The following is a 23,408-nucleotide window of genomic DNA, read 5'->3' as shown; positions in this document are numbered from 1 at the left end:
CCGCATGGCATTCAACCATGTTGTTGTACGCATCGTCTTGCTTTGCCTGGCCTGCGTGACGCTGCCACATGCCGCCGCCCAGCAAGCGTCGCTGCAGGCACTGGCGACGATGTCGGGCGCCGACCGGCAGCAGCGCCTGGAAGCGGGCGCGCGCAAGGAAGGCACGGTGGTGTTCTACACCACGACGCCGGCGCAGTACGTCAAGATGCTGATCGAGCCCTTCGAGAAACAATACGGCGTCAAGGTGGACGTCTGGCGCGCACGGTCCGAACTGATCTTGCAGCGAGTGGTCAATGAGGCTCGCGCGGGCAAGCCCCGGGCCGACGTGGTCGCCAGCATTTCGCCCCCCATCGAGGCCATGCGGCGCGAAAACCTGCTGCAGGAAATACATTCGCCCCATCACGAAGAGCTCATTTCTTCGGCCGCGCCGGCGCATCGCCAATGGGCTTCCACGCTCCAATATGTTTTCGTACAGGCGTACAACACCAAGGCCGTCAAGCAATCGGACCTGCCCAAAACCTATGAAGACCTGCTGGACCCCAAATGGAAGGACAAGCTGGCCATCGAAGGTTCCGACCATGAATGGATGACTTCGGTCATCGCCGGCATGGGCGAGAAGAAGGGCGAGCAGTTCTTCAGGGACTTGGTCGGACGCAACCGGTTGACGGTACGCAACGGCCACCCCTTGCTGACCAATCTGGTGGGTTCGGGAGAAGTGCCCCTGGCGTTGACGGTCTACCAGTACAGCGTGGATCAAGCCAAGGCGAATGGTGCGCCCATCGAGTGGTTCGCCATCGAGCCCGCAATCACCATCGCCGATGCCATGGCGGTGCCTCGGGGCGCGCCTCATCCCCACGCTGCGTTGCTGTTGTATGACTATCTGATCAGCGGGCCGGCTCAGAAAATACTGGCTGAAATCGGCTATCTTGCGACCAACGCCAAGATAGAGCAGCCCGTCAAGAAGCTTCGCCTCAAGGTGCTGGACCCCGCGACGTTGTTGGATGAACAGGAGGAGTCCTACGCCAGATTCGAAGCCATTTTAAGAAAATGAAACTTGATTCCGTATATAAGAACATAAGCGTTGACACTCCAAACCGCCCCGCGGATACTAAAAACGCCGGCAACAATATGCTTATAAACCGGGCCTACATATGTCGTCGATGAGCGGGCCCGGACACCAATGAAGGAGAACCACAATGAACAGGATGTTCAGGGCTTTGGCCTGCTCGATGCTTTACTGCGCGTCGTCTCTTGCCTGGAGCCAAAGCACCGAGCCGATCGCGCTGTACAGCGGAGACGACAGGCAGGCGCGCATGGAAGAGAGTGCGAAAAAGGAGGGTACGCTGGTGTTCTACACCACTATCCCGACTCAATACGCCAAAGACCTGATCGAGCCCTTTGAAAAGAAGTACGGCATCAAGGTCGAGACCTGGCGCGCGCGCTCCGAATTGATCCAGCAGCGCGTCATCAACGAGGCGCGCTCGGGCCGGCCCAAGGTCGACATCATCGCCAGCACGTCTCCGCCCATGGAGGCACTGCATCGCGAGGGGCTGCTGCAGAAGGTGCAAACACCGCGTTTCGATAGCCTGATCGACGAAGCCATACCTGAACACCGGGAATGGGTGTCCATCAATCTGCTGACATTGGTGCAGGCCTACAACACGCGTGCAGTCAAGAAAGAAGACCTGCCCAAGACCTACGAAGATCTGCTCGACCCAAAGTGGAAGGGCAAGCTGGCCATCGAAGGCTCGGACTACGATTGGATGGCCTCGGTCGTTCACGATATGGGCGATGAAAAGGGCACGCAGTTCTTCAAGGATCTGGTCGCCAAGAACCAGCTCTCGGTGCGCAATGGCCATCCATTGTTGACCAACCTGGTCGGCTCGGGAGAAGTGCCGCTGGCGCTGACGGTGTACGACTACAGCGTCGAACAGGCCAAGAAGACCGGCGCGCCGATAGAATGGTTCGCCATTGAGCCGGCCGTCACCATTACCATCGGGATGGGCATACTGAAGGATGCGCCGCATCCCAATGCGGCCATGCTGTTCTACGACTATCTGCTGGGCGAGGAGGCGCAACGCGTGCTGCGCGAAATCGGCTACTACGCCACCAACAAGAAGATCGATCCGCCTTTCGAAAACGTGAAGCTCAAGATACTGGACCCGGGCACGGTGCTGGACGAACAGGAAGAAGCCTATCGGCGCTTCGAATCCATCATCCAAAACGTCCGGTGACTCGACAAATGCCCGCGGGCGTTGCAGTCGACGCCCGCAGGCTGCTCGGAATATCCGGATGGAAAGCGTGCGCCCCGCGGGCGCCCTTTGCTGCTACAGCATGGCCAGATTGGTTTCGTTCTCGACGAATTTGCGCAGCCTTACCGCATCGCCTATGCGCGAATAGCTTCCGGTGGCATTGAGCAGCACGATGGCCAGGTCCCGGCCGCCAATGCGGGTGACCATGACGAGGCATTGTCCCGCTTCGTTGATGAAGCCGGTCTTGGAAAGCTGGATGTCCCACTGGCTGTTCTTGACCAGCCGATTGGTATTGTTGTACTGGAGCGAACGGCCCTTGCCCACGGTGACTTGATAGCTGTCGTCGGTGGAATAGCGCTGGATCAGGGGTTGTTCGGCCGCCGCGCGCAGCAGCTTGACCAGGTCGCGCGGCGTCGAAACATTGTGTTCGGACAGGCCCGTGGGCTCGACGAAATGAGTGCGGCGCATGCCCAGCGCCCGCGCCTTGTCGTTCATTGCGCGGATGAATGCGGGCATGCCGCCCGGGTAATGCCGGCTCAATGCATGAGCCGCCCGGTTTTCGGACGACATCAGCGCCAGGTGCAGCATGTCGGCGCGGCTCAGCTCGGTGCCGACCGCAAGGCGCGAGCGTGAATGGCGCACCCGGTCGACGTCTTCGTCGGAAATGGACAGAATCTCGTCCATGGGCAGGTTGGCCTCGGCCACCACCAGCGCCGTCATGAGCTTGGAGATCGACGCGATGGGCCTGGCCTCGTCGCTGTTCTGGTCGTACAGCACGGTGGAACTGGACAGATCCTGCACGAAGGCCACTTCGGAGTGCAGCTGCGTCAATTGAGAGGGAGCAGGCGTCAGTTCGCGGCGCGAGGGCAGAGGCGCGGTTTCGTGCCGGCTCTGGCGCAAGGCCACCTGGATGACGCCGCCTTGGCCTGCGCCGGCCAAGGCGTGGCTGCGCCGGGGTGCGACATGGCTTGCCGCGGCGCCCGAGGCCGGCTGCACGCGGATCTGGCCGGGTTCTTGGGCCCGCAAGGGGGTTGAAGACAAGGCGCCGACGGCAAGGACGGCGGCCAGGGACCAGGACAGGGCATGTCGGCGAGAGGCGAATGGCATGGCGGGCGCGGGCTTTTTGAGACGGGAAAACTGAAAGCGATCATATCAGACAAAATCAAAATCACCAATATATTTATGGAGTTACATTCAGAACTTAAAGCGTTTTTATACCTTTCTGACGCCGCACTGAATTTCTCTGGCGCCCAGCCGCCGATCTTGCCGGCCGAAAGCTTCGTTTCCGCGCCGTTCCACAGCGCCCGAAGCACATACAATGAGTCCGTTCCGCTTACTCTCAAATACAAAAAACCATGGCCGCCTTCCTTCACATCCGCCGCTTCGGCCTTTACCTTCTTGCCTTCTGCCTTGCCGCAACGAGCGCCATGGCGCAGGCGGCGGGACGTCTGGACGAAACGCCGCGCATCGCCGTCATTTCCGCCTTCGAGCCCGAAGTAGCCATATTGCGCGGCGCATTGGGTGAAACCGCCCGCCATTCAGTCAACGGCGTGGAGTTTCTGACCGGCACGCTGCAAGGCAAGCCCGTGCTCGTCTTCCTGAGCGGGGTCAGCATGATCAACGCGGCCATGAACACGCAATTGTCGCTCGACCGATTCAATGTGACCCACATCGTTTTCAGCGGGGTGGCGGGCGGGGTGAACCCCGGGCTGCACATCGGCGACGTGACGGTGGTCGAGCGTTGGGGGCAGTACCTGGAGACCGTGGCCGCGCTCGAGAACGAGCCGGGCCGCTACGATGCCATGGGCGTGGGCGGCGATGTGGACGCGCCGGGCTTCGGCATGTTCTTTACGCGGCCTGTCATGGTGCGCAACGCCGCGCAGCCCGCCCTGCATGAAAAATTCTGGTTCGACGTCGACCCCGGCCTGCTCGAGACGGCGCGTCGTATCCAGGACCTGGAACTGAAGGATTGCGACGCCAGGGGCCAATGCCTGACTCACCGGCCCGAGCTGGTGGTGGGCGGCAATGGGGTGTCGGGCCCGGTGTTCGTCGACAACCCGGCCCTGCGCGAACATCTGCACGAGGCGTTCCAGGCCAATGTAGTGGACATGGAAAGCGCCGCCTGCGCCATGGTGGCCTATAGCAACGGCGTGCCCTTCATCGCCTTTCGCTCACTGAGCGACCTGGCGGGAGGCGGCGACGGCGCGGGCGAGGTGCACACCTTCCTGAACCTGGCGGCCGAAAACTCCACCCGCGTGCTGATGGCTTTTTTGAAAGCATGGCAATGAGGCGCCGAACATGACCCACGACGACACCCCCGCGCAGCGCCTGATCAGGCAGCTTGGCCTGCTGCCCCATCCCGAGGGCGGCTACTATCGCGAAACCTACCGCAGCTCCATGGGCGTGACGACGCAGGCCGGTCGCCGCGACGCGTCCACGGCCATTTATTACCTGTTGGAAGGCAAGGACCACTCCGCCTGGCACCGTATCGCTTCAGACGAGCTGTGGCATTTCTATGCGGGGTCCGCCTTGAACATCCATGTGCTGAACGATGAAAAAGGTTTGTCGACGCATCGCCTGGGCGATCCTCTGCGCGAGCCGGGGTGCGTATTCCAGGCAGCCGTTCCGGCGGGATGCTGGTTCGCTGCGGAGCTGGCATCGCACGCAATGCATCGCGCCGATGACGCGGCGCGCGACGCCTTTGCCTTGGTGGGCTGCACGGTGGCGCCCGGCTTCGAGTTCAGCGAGTTCGAGCTGGCCGACACTCGGGCCTTGATCAGACGGCATCCCCAGCATGCCGATCTGATGGCCCGGCTTGCACCCGCGACTGCTCGATGCGCCACCACGAAGGCAGCAGGCGGCGTACCGCCGGCCGGTTGTAGCGATCGTCCATGAGGTAGACCACGCCCGCGTCCTGAGGCGTGCGTATGATGCGGCCCGCCGCCTGCACCACCTTGCGCAGGCCGGGATACAGATAAGCATAGTCGTAGCCGCGCCCTGTGAAACTGGCGTCCAGGCACTGCTTGAGCGCTTCGTTCACCGGATTGACCTGCGGCAGCCCCAGAGTGGCGATGAAGGCGCCTATCAGACGGTCTCCCGGCAGATCGATGCCTTCGGCAAACACGCCGCCCAGCACGGCGAAGCCGATGCCTTGCCCCGAGGCCTCGAAGCGTGCCAGGAACTGCGCCCTGGCCGCTTCGTCCATGTCGCGCGACTGGGTCCATATGGGCACGGCTGGTAGACGGCCGCCAAAAGCCTCGGCCAGTTGGTGCAGGTAGTCGAAGCTGCTGGCGAACACCAGGTAGTTGCCGGGCTGTCGCGCATATTGCGCGGCGATGACTTCCGCCATGGGCGCCAGCGACGCCTGGCGATCGGCGTAGCGGGTGGAAATGTCCCGAACGACCCGGACCCGAAGCTGTTCTGCGCGGAACGGCGTGTCTACGCCGATCCAGGCGGTGGTGCAGGGCAGGCCCAGCACGTCGGCGTAGAACGGCGAGGGCTGCAGCGTTGCTGAAAACAGCACACAGGCGTGGGCGGCTTCGAACCTGGGCTTCAGGAAGGGTGCGGGAACGACGTTGCGGATGCCGCATTCGGACAGCGCCTGGCCCGCCTCGTGGCGCAGAAGCTTCGTGGTCTCGAATACCGAGTGCGGACCGAAGCTTTCAGCCATGCGCAGAAAGTGCTGGATATCGAAATAGAAGCGCAATGCATCGTCCTGCGCCGAATCCGCGCCTTGCTCCAGATGGTCGGACAGCGCACCGGCGGCCTGGCGTAGCGATTCGACGAAAGGCTGGGGCGGGGCCGAATGGCGATGATAAGCGCCGGCCTGGTCGGCGAGAAGCGCCGTCCAGGCGCGCGCCAGGCTGTTCAAGGCGTTTCGCAGTCCCTTGCAGGCGGAAGGACGGGCCAAGGAGCCGGCGGGATCCGCCTCTTGCCAGAGCGAGGCCTGGTCCGGTATGGACAACGTCGGGGCGGCAGTACCGTGGCCGGCCCGCCCGCGCGCAGCGGCGCCCTGCGCCGAGTCGGGCATGGCCCGCAGCAAGGCGCGCAGGTCGTGCAGGCGCAAGGTGGCCGAGTACATGGCCCGTGCGCGCTCGACCAGATTGTGAGCTTCATCGACCAGCACGGCGGCTCGCCACTCTTGGGCGACGGCCTGGGCGTGGAGCGTCGCGCCCACGTCGAAATAATAGTTGTAGTCGCCCACGACGACGTCGCACCAGGGCGCAAGTTCGCCGCCCAGATGGTAGGGGCACAGATCATGTTCCAGGGCGTGCCGCCGCAACGCCGCCCGGTCGAGCATGCCGGCGTTCAGCGCCTGCTCGCGCGCCTTGCCCAGCCGGTCGTAAAAGCCCTTGGCCAGGGGGCAGCTTTCGCCGTGGCATTGCTTGTCGGGATGCTCGCACGCATGATCGCGCGCGGCCAGTTCCACCACGCGCAAAGGCATGTCCGGCGAGTCCCGCAGGGTCCGCAGGGCGTGCAGCGCTACGTTGCGGCCCGAGGTCTTGGCGGTAAGAAAGAACACCTTGTCCAGGCCCTGGGCCGGCACGGCCTTGAGCGCGGGAAAGAGCGTGCCCATGGTCTTGCCGATGCCGGTGGGCGCCTGGATGGCCAGGTGCCCGCCGTCGCGCAGCCCGCGATATACCGCTTTGGCCAATGTGCGTTGGCCATCGCGAAAGCCCTCGAAAGGCAGTTCCAGCGCCTGCAGGGCCTCGTTGCGTCGCTCGCGATGCCGGATTTCCTGTTGGGCCCAGGCAAGGAATTCGTCGCACAGGGTATTGAAGTGGCGTTCCAGGTCGGCGGCGGCGCAGTGCTCGCTGCGAACGGTTTCGCGCCCTGTGGCGACATTGAAATACACCAGCGCCAGTTCGATGGCGTCCAGCTTCAGCTTCCGGCACATGAGATGGCCGTACAGACGGGCTTGCGCCCGGTGCAGGCTGCCATGGCTTGCGGAAACGTCGCGCAGGCGGCCGCGATAGGTCTTGATTTCCTCGAGGCGGTTGGCCTCCGGGTCGAAGCCGTCCGCGCGTCCGCGCACGGTCAATGCTTCATATTGGGCTTGAAGCGATATTTCTTTTTGATAGCGGGCGGGCCGCCGGGAGGTGACGATGCGATGTCCCGCCACGCCTTCCTGGCCGCTGGGCGCCAGATGGAAGCGCAGATCGAGATCGCCACGCCTGGCGGCGAATTCGCACAATGTGCGCACCGAAACGACGTAGCTCATGGCGATTCGGCCCAACGCACGAAGCAGACGGAGACAGGCATGTCGTGTTCGGCAAAGTAGGCCAGCCAGCGCTGCTGGTTGTCCTGAAGACGGTCTCCGGGGCCCTTGACCTCGACCATGTGGTAGCGTCCTTCGGCGGGCCAGAACTGGATCAGGTCGGGAAAGCCCGACCGGTTGCCGGGGATGTCGGCCAGCAGGCGCAGAAACCATTTCTTGAGATGGCCGGACGGTATGCAGCGCAGCGCCTGTTGAAGCAGCTCGGGGCTCAGCGCCGGCCAATGCACGAACGAGCATTGCCGGCCGGCCTTGCTGTTGAGGTTGTTCCGGATGGTATGCAGGTATTGGTCGGAATCGAGCTGGGACAGGCAGGCGTCGAAGCGCGCTTGCCGCCGTCGCACGAAATCCGGTTCGCTCAGGTCGGCCGGCCCGCGCTGGAAGGGATGGAAAAAGGCGCCGGGCAGAGGGGCGAAGAGCACGTCCCAGCACAGCAGGCCGAACAGGGCGTTGACGAGCGCATTTTCGACGTAGTGGGCCGGCGCCTCATCCTGATGCAAATACCGCCGCGCCAGCTCCTCGACGCCATGCGGGGCGTACTGCGCCCGCAAGGTGATTGTAGAAGGCGGACGGGGTTTTTTGGGCCGGGCCGGAACGGGCAGACCCAGCTTGCGCCGCAACCGGGGATGCATGCGCGCCAGTTGCTGCGCCTCGGCCTCGCTCGCCGGTTCGCTCAGCGCCGCCTCCGCCGCCTGCAGGGCCGCCTCGTGGCGCATCGCACGTTCCAGCACGCGCACGCGGCGCAGCCTGGCCTCGCCATGGCTGCTTTCGCCATAGGCTCGCAAGGCGCCTTCCCAGTCTTCGGCCCGCTCGCAGGCCTGGCCGATGCGGAACAGCAGCTTGGCGCGCCGCCGCTCGATCCAGCCGTTGGCATGGACATGCGCCGGAACGCAGGCCATGACGCTCGCGGGCCCTTCGCCTTGGAGCAGGCGTTCGGTGCAGGCATGCAGATGTAGATAGTCATCGACGTCCTGCCGGGTGGCCAAAGCCCGGCACGAGGCGGAGAAAGACACCGCTTCGTACTGCAGCAAGCCCAGGTCGGCCAGCACGAATTCGCTCCAGTCCTGGCGCAGATTGCCGAAGAACATCAGCCTGAAGCGTTCGCACAAGGGCATGGCGAGCAGCTCGCAGACCTCGTCGTCCGCGTCCCTCCACCAGCCCGACAGCGGCAGAGCTTGGTCGTGGGCGGCGGACGTGTGCGAGATTCGATCAGCGGGCCCGGCCGGTGACGCGGGCTGAGAAGGCGCGGCGGCTGCGGCGAGCCCCTCGGACAGGCGGGTGTACAGGGCGGCCTTGGACAGCGACGCCGGCAGGCCATGGCCGGAGAATGCGCGAAGCAGCTCGGCCTTGGTGAAGAGCCCGAACAGCTGCCTCAGGCTCAGGCAGGGACGTGCGTCGACCCAGCCGGCCTGTACGAGCGGCGCCAGGGCCTGCTCAACGGGGCCGATTTCTGCGTAGCGCAGCCGGCTGCGCCGGAACAGCACGCCCCGGCGCATGACCATGCGTGCCAGCAGGGCGCGCGACGAGCGGGGCAGGCCCCGATATTGCTGGATGAAGCCCTGTTCATCGCCGCTTAGCACGTCGGCATAGCGCTGCCCGACCCAGTTCAGCACGAACTCGAAGTTGTCGAGGTAATAGAAGGGATTGTCGAGCTGCTGCGCCATAGGTCGATATGCTGTGTATAAAAACAGTATATCAGGCAAGGCGGCCCGTGAAAAAATGGCACAGGCCGAGGCGCCGCCTTGCTCTAAGCGGCTTGGCATGGATCGCAACGGCGTGTGCCGGCATGAGGAGGTACGATATGGCGGGAGCCGGGCTATTGATGCTGCTGGACGACATCACCACCATACTGGACGATGTCGCCGCGATGACCAAGCTGGCGGGAAAAAAGACCGCCGGCATGCTGGGCGACGACATCGCCCTCAACGCCGAGCAGGTCAGCGGCATGGCCGCAAAGCGCGAGCTCCCGGTGGTCTGGGCCGTGGCCAAGGGCTCTTTCCTGAACAAGCTCATCCTCGTTCCGCTCGCGCTGCTCATCAGCGCGATCCTGCCCGCGGTCATAACTCCCTTGTTAATGGTGGGAGGACTGTTCCTCTGCTATGAGGGAGCAGAGAAGATCGTCCATTCTTTTTCGGGCTCGCGGCACAAGGCCAAGGCGGAAGGCCGCGAACAAGGCGGGACGGAAGCCCACCGCCGGCCGGCCGGTGAAGAAGCTCGCCATGAGAGTACGGCAGCCGATCAGGGCCGGCACGTCGCAGAGGCGTCGCCCGCTCAGTCCGCCCGAGCGGCGGGCGAGCCGGCATCCGGCCGAGCAGAGCTGGACCCGGCCGCCCTGCGCGCCCGCGAGCGAACGAAGATCAAGGGCGCCATACGCACCGACTTCATACTGTCGGCCGAAATCGTGGCCGTCACGCTGGGCACGGTGGCCGGCGCGCCGTTCACGACCCGCGCGCTGGTGGTGTCGGTGGTGGCCGTCATACTGACCGTCGCCGTTTACGGCCTGGTGGCCACCGTCGTCAAGCTGGACGACGTGGGCAGCTGGCTGCTCCGACACCGGGGCGAGACCATGGCGCCGCGCGCAGCCCGTGCGGCGGGCCGCGGCGTACTGGCGTTTGCTCCCTACGTGATGCGGGGCCTGTCCATCGCGGGTACGGCCGCCATGTTCCTGGTGGGCGGCGGGCTGCTCATCCACGGCATCGCCCCGCTGCAAGGCTGGGTGCACCACGCTTTCCATCATGCGGCCAACAAGCACCCGTCCTTGCTTGAAGCCGCCGCTTCCTATCTGGGCCCGGCCCTGGTCAGTGTGGCGACCGGCGTCGTGGCGGGCATGGTCGTATACGGTGCTCTGTCTCTGCTGCAGCGCCTGCGGAAGTGAACGCCGAATATCCGACCCGGCTCGCCGCCGGCATCGGCGGCGCAGGGCTCACTCGATATTCTGCGCCTGCTCGCGCATCTGCTCGATCAGCAGTTTGAGGTCTATGGCGGCGCGCGTGACTTCGATGCCGCTGGCCTTGGAGCCCAGCGTATTGGCCTCGCGGTTCATTTCCTGAAAGAGAAAATCCAGCCGCTTGCCGATGCTGCCCGCGGCGGCCTTGCCGGTGTTTTTGCTGTCGGCCGGCGGCAGGCTGTCCGCGGCGCCGGAATCGCCGCCCAGCAAGTGCTGGAGCTCGCTGATGTGCGAGCGCAGGCGCGACAGCTCTTCGGCGACGTCGATGCGCAATGAGAACAGCGAGGCTTCCTGGGCGATGCGGGCCGAGAGCTCTTCGCCGCTGATCAGGGACAGGCCCGCGGGGCTGGCGGCTTCGAGGGTTTCACGCAGCTTGGCGGCCAGCTTCTGCCGGTGCTCGGCCAGCAACTGCGGCACGTCGCCTTCGACCGTCTGGACGATGCCGGCCACGCCGCGCGCGCACTCGAGCATCATGTCGGCCAGGCGCGCGCCTTCTCGCTCGCGATTGGCCTGCAGCTCGGCCAAGGCCTGGGCGCTGGCCTCGATGCAGAGGGCGCTCCAGGCCTTGGGGTCGGGCGCTTCTTCGGAGGCGCCCGCGCCCTTGATCAATTCGGCCAAGGTCGGGGCGGGCGTGTCGGGAATGAAACCGCGCGCGCGGCCAAGCTGCTCGGCGGTGTGCTTGAGATAGTCGTCGGTGAGCGCCTGCGCGGCATCGTCGCCGGCGCGCGCGAAGGCGGCGCGCACTTCGACCTTGCCGCGGCGAAGGTGTTTGGCGATCTGTTCGCGCAAGGGCGCTTCGGCCAGACGCAGGTCGTCGGGCAGGCGCAGGCTGACGTCCAGATAGCGGCTGTTGACCGTGCGGATTTCGACGGTGACGCTGCCAAGGGACGATTCGGCCCGGGCGGCGCCGAAGGCGGTCATGCTGCGTATCATGAATGGGTATCCTGCATAATGATGGGTGACCTCTATTATTGCCCATGCCGGCGACCCTTTTCATCAGAATCAGGAGCTTTCTTGTCTTCCAGCCCCACTCAAAGGCCTTCGGGCCGCCTGCCCGACCAGCTGCGTCCGGTCCTGTTCGAAACCGGCTATACACGCCATGCCGAAGGGTCCGTACTGATCAAGATGGGCGATACCCATGTTTTGTGCAATGCCAGCGTGCTCGACAAAGTGCCGCCTTTTCTCAAGGGCAGGGGGCAGGGCTGGGTCACCGCCGAGTACGGCATGCTGCCTCGCTCCACCCACACGCGTTCGGACCGCGAGGCCGCGCGGGGCAAGCAAAGCGGCCGCACCCAGGAAATCCAGCGCCTGATCGGGCGCAGCCTGCGGGCCGTGTTCGATCTCCAGGCGCTGGGCGAACGCACCCTGCATCTGGACTGCGATGTATTGCAGGCGGACGGCGGCACGCGCTGCGCCGGCATCACCGGCGCATGGCTGGCTGCGGCTCTGGCCGTGCGTGGACTGGTGCACGGCGGCCTGCTTGCGGGCAACCCCTTGCGCGACCATGTGGCGGCGGTGTCGGTCGGCCTGGTGGGCGGCCGGCCCGTGCTCGACCTGGACTATCCCGAGGACTCGGGCTGCGGCGCCGACATGAATATCGTCATGACGGGGCAGGGCGGGTTTGTCGAAGTGCAGGGCACGGCCGAAGGCCAAACCTTCGATCGGCCTCAACTCGATGCCTTGCTCGGCCTGGCGGCCCAGGGCATCGCTCGTCTGGTCGAGCTGCAGAAGCAGGCCTTGTCGGACGCGGCTTAGCGTCGACAGGCCCTGGGGCACGCGCTTTCACGCCGTCCGGCCCAACCCCGTCGGTTAAAATGAAGCCTACTCCACGCGCCGGCTTCGAAGCCCGCCCCTGCGGGCTTCCGCCCGCCACCGGCGTTTCGTCGCGGTCGGCCAAGGCCTTTCCCATTTTCATTCCGTTCCAATGTCCGATCAAACCTCCTCGTCCACGCCCCCCGCTGAATCCGTGCTTTCCAAAGTCGTCCTTGCCTCGAACAATGCCGGCAAGCTGAAAGAATTTTCGGCCATCCTCGCCACTGCGGGCATCCAGATGGTGCCGCAGGGCGAATTGGGTGTCGCCGAAGCCGAAGAGCCGTTTGCCACTTTCGTCGAAAATGCGCTGACCAAGGCGCGCCACGCCAGCCGCCATACCGGGCTGCCGGCGCTGGCCGACGATTCGGGCCTGTGCGTCGGTTGCCTGGACGGCGCCCCGGGCGTGTATTCGGCCCGCTATGCCAGCCTTGCCGGCGGCGAAAAATCCGACGCGGCCAACAACCGGCATCTGCTGCATGCGCTCGAGGGCCGGGCCGATCGCTCGGCCTCGTATGTGGCTGTGCTGGTCTATGTGCGCAGCGCGGACGATCCGCGCCCCATCATCGCGGAAGGCGTGTGGCAGGGCCGGATCGCGCTCGAGCCGGCCGGCGCCAACGGCTTCGGCTACGACCCTTATTTCTACCTGCCCGACCTGGGCATGACGGCGGCCGAACTGCCTCCCGAAGAAAAGAACCGCCACAGCCATCGTGCGCGCGCCCTGCGCAAGCTGCTCCAGGCCCTGGCGGGGCATGACGAGGCCTGAGTGCAAAAGGTCATACCCATCGCGCCCGAGGGCGGCGCCAGGCGGGCCGACGCGCTATCCGGCGGCGTCAGGCTGGCCACCCTGCCGCCCCTGTCGCTGTATGTGCACGTGCCGTGGTGCGTGCGTAAATGCCCATACTGCGATTTCAATTCGCACGAGCTCAAGGGCGATCCGCCCGAACAAGACTATCTGGCCGCGCTGCGCGCCGACCTCGAACAGGCGCTGCCCCTGATATGGGGCAGGCAGGTGCATACGGTCTTCGTGGGCGGCGGCACGCCCAGCCTGTTGTCGGCCGCCGCCGTGGACGAAATGCTGGCGATGTTCCGCGCCTGCCTGAATCTGTGGCCCGATGCCGAGATCACCATGGAGGCGAACCCGGGCACGGTCGAGGCCGCGCGCTTCCTGGATTACGCGCGCAGCGGAGTCAATCGCGTGTCGCTGGGCATACAGAGCTTCGATGATGCCGCGCTGAAGGCGCTGGGCCGCATCCATGACTCGGCCCAGGCGCGGCGCGCCATCGAGTCGGCGCAGGAGGCCTTCGCCCGCGTCAACCTGGACCTGATGTTCGCACTGCCGGGGCAGACGCAGCAGGCCTGCCTGGCCGATCTGCGGACCGCCATGGCCTTCGGCACCGAGCATCTCTCCCTGTATAACCTCACGCTCGAACCCAACACCGTCTTCGCCAAGTATCCGCCGCCCGCCTTGCCCGACGAGGACGCGGCGGCAGCCATGCAGGACAGCGTAGCCGAACTGGCCGAAGCCGGCGGCTGGCAGCGCTACGAGGTGTCCGCCTATGCCCGGCAGGGCGGACGCAGCCGCCACAACCTCAATTACTGGGAATTCGGCGATTACCTGGGCATCGGCCCGGGGGCCCACGGCAAACTGTCCTTTCCCGACCGCATCATCCGCCAGTCCCGGCTGCGCCAGCCGCAGTCCTGGATGGCCGCGGCGCACAAGCGCGACGGCGGCCATATCGCCGAAGAGCGCCATGTGTCGCCGCAGGAATTGCCCTTCGAATTCATGCTCAACGCCCTGCGCCTGAAGCAGGGCGTCAGTGCTTCCAGCTTCGAGGACCGCACGGGGCTGAGCCTGGCGTCCATTCTGCCCGTCGTGAATCGGGCGGTGGCCACGGGCCTGCTCGAAGACGACCCCGCCCGCATCCGGACCACCCCGCTGGGCTGGCGCTTCCTGAACGATCTCCAGGCCATGTTCCTGGATTGAACGCTTCCGAATGCCCTCTGCGCAGTCATGATCGTGTCATGGGGCCGCCATTTACGACTCGTTTCCATGATAGGGACGTTTGTGCGACGCCGTTGCACTACAATTTGACCCAATATGGGGCGACGCACCAAGTCGGGGCATTTCTTCCGGCGAAAACACGCGGTATTTTCCGGCGAGCAGGTCGAACCGCCTTGTTTCTGGTGCCCAAGAAACTGGCATGCATATTGCGTAATGCATATCGACGTCCTATTTTTGACCTTTACTAGCCTGGAGCATCTATGTCCACCGCAGAAGAAATTGTGAAGCTGATCGCCGAGCGCGAAGTCGCCTTCGTGGATTTTCGTTTTACCGACACGCTCGGCCGCGAGCATCACATGACGGTGCCGGGCGGCACTGTCGATGAAGAAAAGATGGAATCCGGCCAGGCCTTCGATGGTTCGTCGATCTCCGGCTGGAAGGGCATCGAGGCTTCCGACATGCTGTTGATGCCGGACCCCGCCACGGCGCGCCTGGATCCCTTCCGCGAAGAGGCCACGCTGATCCTCACTTGCGACGTGCTCGAGCCTTCGGACCTGAAGGGCTACGACCGCGACCCACGCTCGCTGGCCCGCCGCGCCGAAGCCTACCTGAAGTCCAGCGGCCTGGGCGATACCGCCTACTTCGGCCCCGAGCCCGAATTCTTCGTGTTCGACGGCGTCACCTGGAACGACGATGCCTCGGGTTGCTTCGTCAAGATCAAGTCCGAAGAAGGCTCCTGGTCGCGCGGCCTGGACCTGGAAGGCGGCAACATGGGCCACAGGCCATCGGTCAAGGGCGGCTACGTGCCGGTGCCCCCGGTGGATTCCTTCCATGACATGCGTTCCGAAATGTGCCTGCTGCTGGAACAGCAGGGCGTGCCCGTCGAAGTGCACCACCACGAGGTGGCCGGTCCCGGCCAGATGGAAATCGGCACACGCTTCTCCACCCTGGTGCAGCGCGCCGACTGGAACCAGATCCTCAAATACACCATCCACAACGTCGCGCACGTGTACGGCAAGACGGCCACCTTCATGCCCAAACCCGTCGTGGGCGACAATGGGTCGGGCATGCACGTCCACCAGTCCATCTGGAAGGACGGCCAGAACCTGTTTGCGGGCAACGGCTATGCCGGCCTGTCCGAGTTCGCGCTGTTCTACATCGGCGGCATCATCAAGCACGCACGCGCGCTGAACGCGCTGACCAACCCCGCCACCAACTCGTACAAGCGCCTGGTGCCTCACTTCGAAGCCCCGGTCAAGCTTGCATACTCGGCGCGCAACCGCTCGGCATCGATCCGCATTCCCTATGTCAGCAGCCCGAAGGCAAGGCGGGTCGAAGCACGCTTCCCCGATCCCCTGGCGAATCCCTATCTGGCTTTCTCGGCCATGATGATGGCCGGCCTGGACGGCGTGCAGAACAAGATCCACCCAGGCGATCCGGCCGACAAGAACCTGTACGACCTGCCGCCGGAAGAGGACGCCAAGATTCCGACGGTGTGCGCTTCGCTCGAGCAGGCTGTCGAGGCGTTGGATGCCGACCGCGAGTTCCTGACGCGCGGCGGCGTCTTCAGCAACGACATGCTCGACGCCTACATCGAACTCAAGATGGCCGAGATCACGCGCCTGCGCATGACCACGCATCCGGTCGAGTTCGACATGTACTACAGCCTGTAGGCGCAAGCCCCCGGCAAGCAGGTGAAGCGATGGCGCCCATTGACCACTTCGACCTGCTTGCCACCGCCATACTGGTGCTGGACGAAGACGGTGTAGTGCTGGAGGCCAATGTGGCCGCGCAGGAGCTGTTCGGGCTCTCGCAGCGCCAGCTCGCGGGCATGGATGCGCTGACGCTGTTTGCCGGCGATGCGGCGCTGGCGGAGCGATTCGTCGATGCGGTGCGCGGACGCTATGGCGTCCTGCGGCTCGCCACGGCCGCTCGTGCGCAGGGCGCGGAGCTGCCGGTGGGCCTGACGGTGGCGCCCGTCGACCATCCCGGCTGGGCCGCGCTGCTCGAGGTGCGCAGCCTCGAACACCAGGGCACGCCCGACCGCACTCAACAACTGAGCAAAGAGCTGCAGGTGCAGCGGGAATCCCTGCGCAATCTGGCTCACGAGGTCAAGAACCCCCTGGGCGGCATCCGCGGCGCGGCCCAGTTGCTCGAGGCCGAACTGGGGCAGGGCGATTTGCGCGAATACACCAGCGTCATCGTCAGCGAAGCCGACCGCCTCAGGGCCCTGATCGATCGGCTCATTGCGCCGCAGGGCGACAGCCTGAAAATGCTGCGCTTCAATGTCCATGAAATCTGCGAGCGCGTCTACACGCTGGTGCGGGCCGAGTTTTCGCCGGTCATCGAGGTCCGGCGCGACTACGATGCTTCGGTTCCGGACCTGACCGGCGATCGCGAAAGACTGGTCCAGGCCCTGTTGAACGTCGCCCGCAATGGTGCGCAGGCCTTGCTCGAACATGGGTCGGCGTCGGCGCCCATGCTGACCCTGCGCACCCGCATCGGTCGCCAGCTGGTGCTGGCCAGCCGGCCCGTCCGCATGGGCGTGGTGATATCGGTCATCGACAATGGGCCGGGCATACCCGAGGCCCTGCGCGACAAGGTGTTCCATCCGCTGGTAACGGGGCGCGCGAGCGGTACGGGCCTGGGTCTGAGCCTTGCTCAGGAATTCGTGCAGCAGCACGGGGGAGTCATCGAGTTCGACTCGTGCGCGGGCTGCACGGAGTTTCGCCTGATACTGCCGCTGGAGTCGCCATGAAGCCGGCGCTGACGGAGGGACTCGAACCCTCGATGCGAATGCGCCCGAACCATCTTTGGAGTTGCCATGAAGGCCGTCTGGATAGTCGACGATGATCAAAGCATACGCTGGGTACTGGAGAAGGCGCTGCAGCGCGCCAATCTGCCCACGCGCAGTTTCGTCTCGGCCGACGCGATGCTGCATGCGCTTGAAGCCGACGCGCCTTGTGTATTGATCACGGACATCCGCATGCCGGGCAGGGATGGCCTGGAACTGCTGCAGGAAATCAAGCAGCGCCATCCCGGACTCGCGGTGATCGTCATGACGGCCTACACCGATTTGAGCAGCACGGTGTCCGCATTCCAGAAGGGGGCCTTCGATTATCTGGCCAAGCCCTTCGATATCAACGAAGCGGTAAGCCTGATCCAGCGCGCCATCGAGACGACGGCGGGGCAGGAGGACAGCGAAGAAGAATATGCGACGCCCAAAGCGGGAGAGCGCCTGATGATGAAGTCGGCTTCGCCGGCCATGCAGGAAGTGTTCCGGGCCATCGGCCGCTTGGCGGTGTCGCCGGCGACGGTCCTCATCACGGGCGAGTCGGGTACGGGCAAAGAGCTGATTGCTCGGGCGCTGCACACTCATAGCTCGCGGGCCGCCAAACCCTTCGTGGCCCTGAATGCGGCGGCCATTCCACGCGACCTGCTCGAAGCGGAGCTATTCGGCCATGAACGCGGCGCCTTCACGGGCGCGACGACGATGCGCCGCGGCCGCTTCGAGGAGGCGGACGGCGGCACGCTGTTCCTGGATGAAATCGGCGACATGCCCTTCGAACTGCAGACGCGTTTGCTGCGCGTGCTGGCAGAAGGCAGTTTCTATCGGGTCGGAGGTTCGCAGGCGATCAGGGTGGACGTGCGCATCGTGGCGGCCACGCACCAGCCGCTGGAGCAGCGTGTGGCGCAAGGGCAGTTTCGCGAGGATCTCTTTCATCGCTTGAATGTGATCCGACTGAGGCTGCCGCCCTTGCGTGAGCGCAAGGAGGACATCCCCGCATTGGCCGGCTTGTTTTTGCAGAATAGCGCGGAGAAACTGGGGGTGGCGGTGCGGCGCCTGACGCCGGAGGCGCAGCGCGCGCTGGTGGAATTCGATTACCCGGGCAATATCCGCCAGCTCGAGAATTTCTGCCATTGGCTGACTGTGATGGCGTCGGGCCAGTGGGTGGACGTGGACGATCTGCCTCCGGAGGTGCTGGCGGGGCGGAGCGGGGCGGACGGATTGTCGCCGCAATCCAGCGTCCCGGCGTCGGATGTCGTGGAAGAGGCGGCGCAGGAGGATCTGGGCACGCCGGTATGGTGCCAGTTGCTGGCGCAGGATGTAAGCCGGCGGCTCGAGCGCAATGAGCCTGCGATCATGGCGACTTTGACGCGTGAATTCGAAGCGACGCTGATCCGCACGGCCCTGAAGCATTCCCGCGACCGCCGCGCCGAAGCGGCGCAGCGGCTGGGCATAGGACGCAATACGCTGACTCGCAAGTGTCAGGAGCTGAAGCTGTCGTCTGAGTGAGACGTCCCCTCAGCCCGCTTCCTCGCCTCGCAAATACGCCTGCGCGCGCTGGGCCATCAAGGCCTCGCGCCGGATGAAATCCGCGACGAAAGGACTGGCCGGAGCATGGTGCAGTCCGTAAGGCGTGTCCCATTGCGCGATCACGCCTTTCTGCATCACCCCGATGCGGTCGGCGATCGCGAAGGCCTCGGCCTGGTTGTGGGTGACCAGCAGCGCCGTGTGCTTCGTCGCCTTCAGGATGTCCCGCACCTCGAACGCCAGGCGTTCCCGCGTATCGATGTCCAGATTGGAGAAAGGTTCGTCCAGCAGCAGCAGGTCGGGCTCGGGAGCCAGGGCCCGTGCGAGCGCTACGCGCTGCTGCTGGCCGCCGGACAGCTCATGCGGATAGCGGCGGCCCGAGCCCTCCAGGCCCACCAGATGCAGCAGGTCGTTCACGCGCTTGGCGCGTTCGGCCTTGTCGAGGCGGCGCAGGCCGAAGCCGATGTTCTTTTCCACCGTGAGGTGGGGAAACAGGGCATAGTCCTGGAACATCATGCCGACCCTCCGGTGCTCGGGTTCGAGCTGGAAATCGACGGTGGACAGAACTGTGCCGTCCAGCACGATGCGTCCGGCGCGCAGCGGCTCGAAGCCGGCGATGGCGCGCAGCACGGTGGTCTTGCCGCAGCCCGAAGCGCCCAGCAGGCAGCCGATATGCCCGTGCTCGAGGCTGAGCGAAAAGTCGTCGACGACGGCCTGGCGGCCTTGGGGCGTGTCGTAAGCCAGCGAGATGGCTTCCAGTTGCAGTAAATCAGCCATGAAGCGGCGGCCTGTGTACGGTGAGCGTGTGCATGGAATGGGCGGAGCCGGGCGTCAGTGGCCCGATTTTAGCTGGTGGCGGGCCAGCAGCATGACGGGCAGCAGGCCTGCGGCGACAATCGCCAGCGCCGCGACGGCGCCTTCTTCGTAGGTGCCTCGGGCCGCCTCGGCATAGAGCCAGGTGGCCAGGGTCTCGAAATTGACGGGACGCAGCAGCAGGGTGGCGGGCAGCTCCTTCATGGCGTCCACGAAGATGAGCAGGGCGGCGGCGCCGATGGCGGGACGCAAAAGCGGCAGGTGGACGCGTCGGAGCGTGCCGGCGGGGCTTTCGCCCAGCAGCCGCGAGGCTTGTTCCAGCGACGGCGGAATGCGGGCCAGGCCCGATTCGAGGCTGCCCACCGAGATGGCCAGGAAACGGATGGCGTAGGCGCACACCAGGGCCGCGGTGGAGCCCATCAGGAGCAGGCCGGGAGCCGTATCGGTAAAGGGCCGCGCCATCCAGGCGATCAGGTCGTCGATGGCGATGAGGGGCAGAAGCAGGCCGATGGCCAGCACGGTGCCCGGCAAGGCATAACCCACCGTCGAAACACGCGAGCACAGTTTCATGAAGCGGGTCTTGGCGGTGTGGGCGCTGCGCGCGGCCCACGTCACCACCAGCGCGCCGGCCACGGTGACGAAGGTGGCGATGAGGGCGATGCGCACGGTGTTGTAGCCGCTTTGCAGGAGTTGGGCCGATACGCCGCCGGTGGCGTCGAAATGCTTGACGGTCTCGTTCAGCAGATACAGCGCCGGGGCGACGAAGCCGATGAGCACGGGCAGCCAGCCCAGGACCAGTGCGGCGGCGGCGGGCATGCCGCGCAGCTTTTCGGGTTGGATGGGGCGCATGCGCTGTGTGTTGGCATAGCGCTGATGCCGGCGGCCATGCCTTTCGAGCAGGATCAGCAGCACGACGATGGCCAGCATGGAAAGGGCGATCTGCGCCGCGCCGGCCAGGTCCGAACGCGTGATCCAGGTGGTATAGACGGAGACGGTCAAGGTCTGCACGCCCAGGAATTCCGAGGCGCCGATGTCGTTGAGGGTCTCGAGCAGGGCCAGGCTGACGCCCACCGCGATGGCGGGACGCGCCAGGGGCAGGGCGACGCGGAAGAACACGCCCCGCCGCGACTGGCCCAGTATGCGGCCTGCCTCGAGCAGGCTCGCCGCCTGCGTGGAAAACATGACCCGGGTGCTTAGATAGACATAGGGATAGAGTACGAAGCCCAGCAGGAAGATGGCGCCGGGCAGGGCGCGCAGGTCGGGCAGGCGGAACTGCCGGGGGCTGTCGTAGCCCAGCAGGTCGCGCACCAGGCCTTGCACGGGCCCAAGGGGATGCAGGATGTCGAGATAGGCGAAGGCGACGATGTAGGTCGGCACGGCCAGGGGCAGCAGCAAGGCCCACAGCAGCATGCGCCGCGTGGGAAAGTCGTAGGCCGTGACGAGCCAGGCGCTACCCGTTCCCAGGCAGGCCACCAGCACCCCCACGCCCAGCAGCAGCGCGGCCGTGTTGCCCAATGCCGTGGGCAGCACATGCTGCGCCAGATGCCGCCAATGATCCAGCGAGCCGTCCAGCGACATCCATATCAGGGCAAGGACGGGGGCCGCCACGCAGGCGGCGATCAGGGCCGCGCCCAGCCGCCACGGCCAGCCGGCCGCCGGACGAAGGAGCCGCGAACGGCCTTTCAGAACACCGGCCGCGGCAGAGGCAGGCGCTGCCGCGGACAGCGTCTTAGTTGTCGAAGCCAACTTTGTCCACCAACTCGCTGGCCTGCTTGCGATGCTTGGCGATCTCGGCCAGCGGCAGCGGATCGACCACCAGGTCGCCGAAGCTGGCTACCACCGGATCCAGGGCTACGCCCTTGCGCACCGGATACTCGTAGTTCGCATTGGCGTAGAGATGCTGGGCCTGTTCGGACACCAGGTACTCGAGCAGCTTGACGGCGTCTTCCCGATTGGGCGCGTGGCGCGCCACGGCGGCGCCGGAAATGTTGACGTGCGTGCCCTTGCTGGCGTCGTTGGCGAAGGTGGGGCGCACGACGTGGATGGCATCGCCCCATTTGCGCGCGTCGGTGCCGGGCTCGGCGTTCTTCATGCGGCCCACGTAATAAGCGTTGGCGATGCCCACGTCGCAGATGCCGCCCAGGATGTCGCGCGCCACATCGCGGTCTCCGCCGGTGGGCTTGCGGCCCAGGTTGGCCTTCAGGCCGCGCAGCCATTCTTCGGCGGCCTCGACGCCGTTATGGGCGATGAAGGCGGCGATGAGGCCGGTATTGTAGGGATGCTGGCCCGAGCGCGTGCAGAACTTGCCTTTCCATTTGGGATCGGCCAGCGATTCGTAGGTCAGTTCCTTTACGTCGACGTCGTTCGACACATAGGCGACCCGATCGCGCATCGACAAGGTGTACCAATGGCCGTCGCTGCCGCGCAGGTTGGCGGGTATGGTGTCGTTCAGCTCTTTGGATTCGACCGCCTGGGTGACACCGCCCTGGACCAGGTCGATGAGATTGCCGATGTCGACGGTCATCAATACGTCGGCCGGCGACTTATCGCCTTCGGCCTTGACGCGCTCGAGCAGGCCGTCCTTGACGAAGACCGTATTGGCCTTGATGCCCGTGTCTTTTGTAAACTGCTCGAGTATCGGCTGGATCAGACCCGGTTCGCGCGTGGTGTATAGCGTGACGTCCGCGAATGCATTGCCGGCGCAAGCTGCCAGGCCCGCAAATACAAGGGAACGAGCGAGCGGCAAGAGGGTGGGGCGTGTCGTTCGCATGGAGAAGGCTCCTGTTAATGCAAATGATTATCAGCTACATGTAAAATGTGCAAAAGATAACAGTTTAAAGGAAAGACTTCAAATCCGCCGACACGAGGCTCGGCTTGGTGAAAACCAGGCGTATACACTCTTTATTGTCAGTGGTGGTCACATGCCGCCGAAATGTCCCGGTTTCATGCACATATCTTTATGGGCGTTGTAAATACAGCATTTAAAAAGAAATTTAACTGAGTGAACACTAAATAGTGTAGAATCAAGACACAGTAGTTCACGTCGATAACCACGCCATGGGTTCCCGAAGCAAGCGCATGCGCTCCTTCTCGCCCTTCGGCATTTTTTACGAACAAGACTATGGCAGCTTTCAATTCCGAGCAGGTTCTCAGCGTACGTCACTGGAACGACACCCTTTTTTCCTTCACCACCACGCGCGATTCCGCGCTGCGGTTTCATAACGGCCACTTCGTCATGCTGGGGCTCGAGGTCGAAGGCAAACCTCTCATGCGGGCCTACAGTATCGCCAGCGCCAACTACGAAGAGAACCTCGAATTCCTCAGCATCAAGGTGCCCAACGGGCCGCTTACCTCGCGCCTGCAGCATCTGCAGGTCGGCGACTCGGTGCTGATCAGCAAAAAACCGGTCGGCACCCTGGTGGTCGACGACCTGAAGCCCGGCAAGAATCTTTATCTGTTCGGCACCGGCACCGGGCTGGCCCCTTTCATGAGCATCATCAAAGACCCCGAAGTCTACGAGCGCTTCGAGAAAGTGGTGCTGCTGCATGGCGTGCGTTTCGTCAGCGAACTGGCCTATGCGGACTACATCCAGAACGAACTGCCCAACAACGAGTACTTCGGCGATATCGTGCGCGAGAAGCTCATCTACTACCCGACCGTCACGCGCGAGCCTTTCCGCAACAGCGGCAGGCTGACCACGGTGATCGAAAGCGGCCAATTATCGCAAGACATCGGCCTGCCTCCGCTCAATCCCGAAACCGATCGCGCCATGATGTGCGGCAGCCCGGCCATGCTGGCCGACCTGTGCAAAATTCTGGACGACCGCGGTTTTGTGGTCTCGGCCGGGGTGGGCGAACCGGGCGACTACGTCATCGAGCGCGCCTTCGTCGAAAAATGATGCGGCCGGCGAGGTGTGGCCGGCGAGGTGTGGCCGGCGAGGTGTGGCCGGCGAGGGTGCAGCCGGTGGTGGGGGGGTGTTAATTTTTGCTATA

General features: G+C 64.6%; 19 protein-coding genes. 12 read left to right on the top strand and 7 right to left on the bottom strand.

Annotated elements, in window-relative coordinates:
- Nucleotides 1–4 precede the first annotated feature (4 nt).
- Together CSC67_RS18525 and CSC67_RS18520 are read left to right on the top strand one after the other, a co-directional pair.
- The gene (locus CSC67_RS18525; RefSeq protein ID WP_118995941.1) at nucleotides 5–1,051 is read left to right on the top strand and encodes an ABC transporter substrate-binding protein; all 1,047 of its coding nucleotides are present in this window, start codon (nucleotides 5–7) and stop codon (nucleotides 1,049–1,051) included.
- Between the two features lie 145 nt (nucleotides 1,052–1,196).
- Nucleotides 1,197–2,234 carry an ABC transporter substrate-binding protein gene (locus tag CSC67_RS18520; protein ID WP_118995940.1) on the top strand — a complete coding sequence of 346 codons (1,038 nt, stop codon included), beginning with the start codon at nucleotides 1,197–1,199 and terminating at the stop codon, nucleotides 2,232–2,234.
- Between the two features lie 93 nt (nucleotides 2,235–2,327).
- On the opposite strand, the gene pbpG is transcribed toward CSC67_RS18520, so the two are convergent.
- Nucleotides 2,328–3,359 carry a D-alanyl-D-alanine endopeptidase gene (gene pbpG / locus CSC67_RS18515; protein WP_118995939.1) on the bottom strand — a complete coding sequence of 344 codons (1,032 nt, stop codon included), beginning with the start codon at nucleotides 3,357–3,359 and terminating at the stop codon, nucleotides 2,328–2,330.
- 248 nt (nucleotides 3,360–3,607) lie between these two features.
- On the opposite strand from pbpG, the gene CSC67_RS18510 reads away from it, so the two are divergent.
- Both CSC67_RS18510 and CSC67_RS18505 read left to right on the top strand, forming a co-directional pair.
- Nucleotides 3,608–4,540 (top strand): 5'-methylthioadenosine/S-adenosylhomocysteine nucleosidase, encoded by a 933-nt coding sequence (locus CSC67_RS18510; protein ID WP_118995938.1) that lies wholly within the window; start codon nucleotides 3,608–3,610, stop codon nucleotides 4,538–4,540.
- A 10-nt stretch (nucleotides 4,541–4,550) separates the two neighbouring features.
- Nucleotides 4,551–5,147, top strand: a complete 597-nt coding sequence (locus CSC67_RS18505) for a cupin domain-containing protein (RefSeq protein WP_118995937.1) — start codon at nucleotides 4,551–4,553, stop codon at nucleotides 5,145–5,147.
- Here the strand turns inward: CSC67_RS18505 and CSC67_RS18500 are convergent.
- Nucleotides 5,029–7,473 (bottom strand): ATP-dependent DNA helicase, encoded by a 2,445-nt coding sequence (locus CSC67_RS18500; protein ID WP_118995936.1) that lies wholly within the window; start codon nucleotides 7,471–7,473, stop codon nucleotides 5,029–5,031. The genes CSC67_RS18505 and CSC67_RS18500 overlap by 119 nt on opposite strands.
- Entirely contained in the window at nucleotides 7,470–9,191 is a 1,722-nt protein-coding gene (locus tag CSC67_RS18495) for a VRR-NUC domain-containing protein (protein WP_118995935.1), read from the bottom strand. The genes CSC67_RS18500 and CSC67_RS18495 overlap by 4 nt, the downstream gene beginning before the upstream one ends.
- A 137-nt stretch (nucleotides 9,192–9,328) precedes the next feature.
- Between CSC67_RS18495 and CSC67_RS18490 the strand changes: the two genes are divergently transcribed.
- Nucleotides 9,329–10,402: a DUF808 domain-containing protein gene (locus CSC67_RS18490; RefSeq protein WP_118995934.1), complete on the top strand. Its 1,074-nt coding sequence runs from the start codon at nucleotides 9,329–9,331 to the stop codon at nucleotides 10,400–10,402.
- A 48-nt stretch (nucleotides 10,403–10,450) separates the two neighbouring features.
- On the opposite strand, the gene CSC67_RS18485 is transcribed toward CSC67_RS18490, so the two are convergent.
- On the bottom strand, nucleotides 10,451–11,407 hold the full coding sequence (locus tag CSC67_RS18485) for a YicC family protein (RefSeq protein WP_118995933.1): 957 nt from the start codon (nucleotides 11,405–11,407) through the stop codon (nucleotides 10,451–10,453).
- Between the two features lie 81 nt (nucleotides 11,408–11,488).
- Between CSC67_RS18485 and rph the strand changes: the two genes are divergently transcribed.
- From rph to ntrC, 6 genes are all read left to right on the top strand, one after another.
- Nucleotides 11,489–12,229, top strand: coding sequence for a ribonuclease PH (rph, locus tag CSC67_RS18480; protein ID WP_118995932.1), 741 nt, complete (start codon nucleotides 11,489–11,491; stop codon nucleotides 12,227–12,229).
- 169 nt (nucleotides 12,230–12,398) lie between these two features.
- A complete protein-coding gene (gene rdgB, locus CSC67_RS18475) occupies nucleotides 12,399–13,049 on the top strand; it encodes an RdgB/HAM1 family non-canonical purine NTP pyrophosphatase (protein ID WP_118995931.1) in 651 nt (216 codons plus the stop codon).
- Complete coding sequence (gene hemW, locus CSC67_RS18470) at nucleotides 13,050–14,270, top strand: radical SAM family heme chaperone HemW (RefSeq protein WP_118995930.1); 1,221 nt, start codon at nucleotides 13,050–13,052, stop codon at nucleotides 14,268–14,270.
- Between the two features lie 278 nt (nucleotides 14,271–14,548).
- Nucleotides 14,549–15,961 (top strand): type I glutamate--ammonia ligase, encoded by a 1,413-nt coding sequence (gene glnA, locus CSC67_RS18465; protein ID WP_118995929.1) that lies wholly within the window; start codon nucleotides 14,549–14,551, stop codon nucleotides 15,959–15,961.
- 29 nt (nucleotides 15,962–15,990) lie between these two features.
- Nucleotides 15,991–17,046 (top strand): nitrogen regulation protein NR(II), encoded by a 1,056-nt coding sequence (gene glnL, locus CSC67_RS18460; protein WP_118995928.1) that lies wholly within the window; start codon nucleotides 15,991–15,993, stop codon nucleotides 17,044–17,046.
- A 66-nt stretch (nucleotides 17,047–17,112) separates the two neighbouring features.
- Nucleotides 17,113–18,585 carry a nitrogen regulation protein NR(I) gene (gene ntrC / locus CSC67_RS18455; RefSeq protein WP_118995927.1) on the top strand — a complete coding sequence of 491 codons (1,473 nt, stop codon included), beginning with the start codon at nucleotides 17,113–17,115 and terminating at the stop codon, nucleotides 18,583–18,585.
- Between the two features lie 9 nt (nucleotides 18,586–18,594).
- On the opposite strand, the gene CSC67_RS18450 is transcribed toward ntrC, so the two are convergent.
- From CSC67_RS18450 to CSC67_RS18440, 3 genes are read right to left on the bottom strand one after another with little or no spacing between them, the layout of a single operon-like run.
- The gene (locus CSC67_RS18450; RefSeq protein ID WP_118995926.1) at nucleotides 18,595–19,380 is read right to left on the bottom strand and encodes an ABC transporter ATP-binding protein; all 786 of its coding nucleotides are present in this window, start codon (nucleotides 19,378–19,380) and stop codon (nucleotides 18,595–18,597) included.
- Between the two features lie 54 nt (nucleotides 19,381–19,434).
- Nucleotides 19,435–21,102 (bottom strand): ABC transporter permease, encoded by a 1,668-nt coding sequence (locus tag CSC67_RS18445; RefSeq protein ID WP_118996025.1) that lies wholly within the window; start codon nucleotides 21,100–21,102, stop codon nucleotides 19,435–19,437.
- Between the two features lie 43 nt (nucleotides 21,103–21,145).
- The gene (locus tag CSC67_RS18440) at nucleotides 21,146–22,186 is read right to left on the bottom strand and encodes a Fe(3+) ABC transporter substrate-binding protein (protein WP_118995925.1); all 1,041 of its coding nucleotides are present in this window, start codon (nucleotides 22,184–22,186) and stop codon (nucleotides 21,146–21,148) included.
- A 351-nt stretch (nucleotides 22,187–22,537) separates the two neighbouring features.
- On the opposite strand from CSC67_RS18440, the gene CSC67_RS18435 reads away from it, so the two are divergent.
- Nucleotides 22,538–23,314, top strand: a complete 777-nt coding sequence (locus CSC67_RS18435; protein WP_118995924.1) for a ferredoxin--NADP reductase — start codon at nucleotides 22,538–22,540, stop codon at nucleotides 23,312–23,314.
- Nucleotides 23,315–23,408 lie beyond the last annotated feature (94 nt).

It is taken from the genome of Pusillimonas caeni, assembly GCF_003545815.1.
GTDB lineage: Bacteria > Pseudomonadota > Gammaproteobacteria > Burkholderiales > Burkholderiaceae_B > Pusillimonas > Pusillimonas caeni.
The sequence above is the reverse complement of the archived record's forward strand: the minus strand, read 5'-3'. Positions and strand labels throughout refer to the sequence as shown.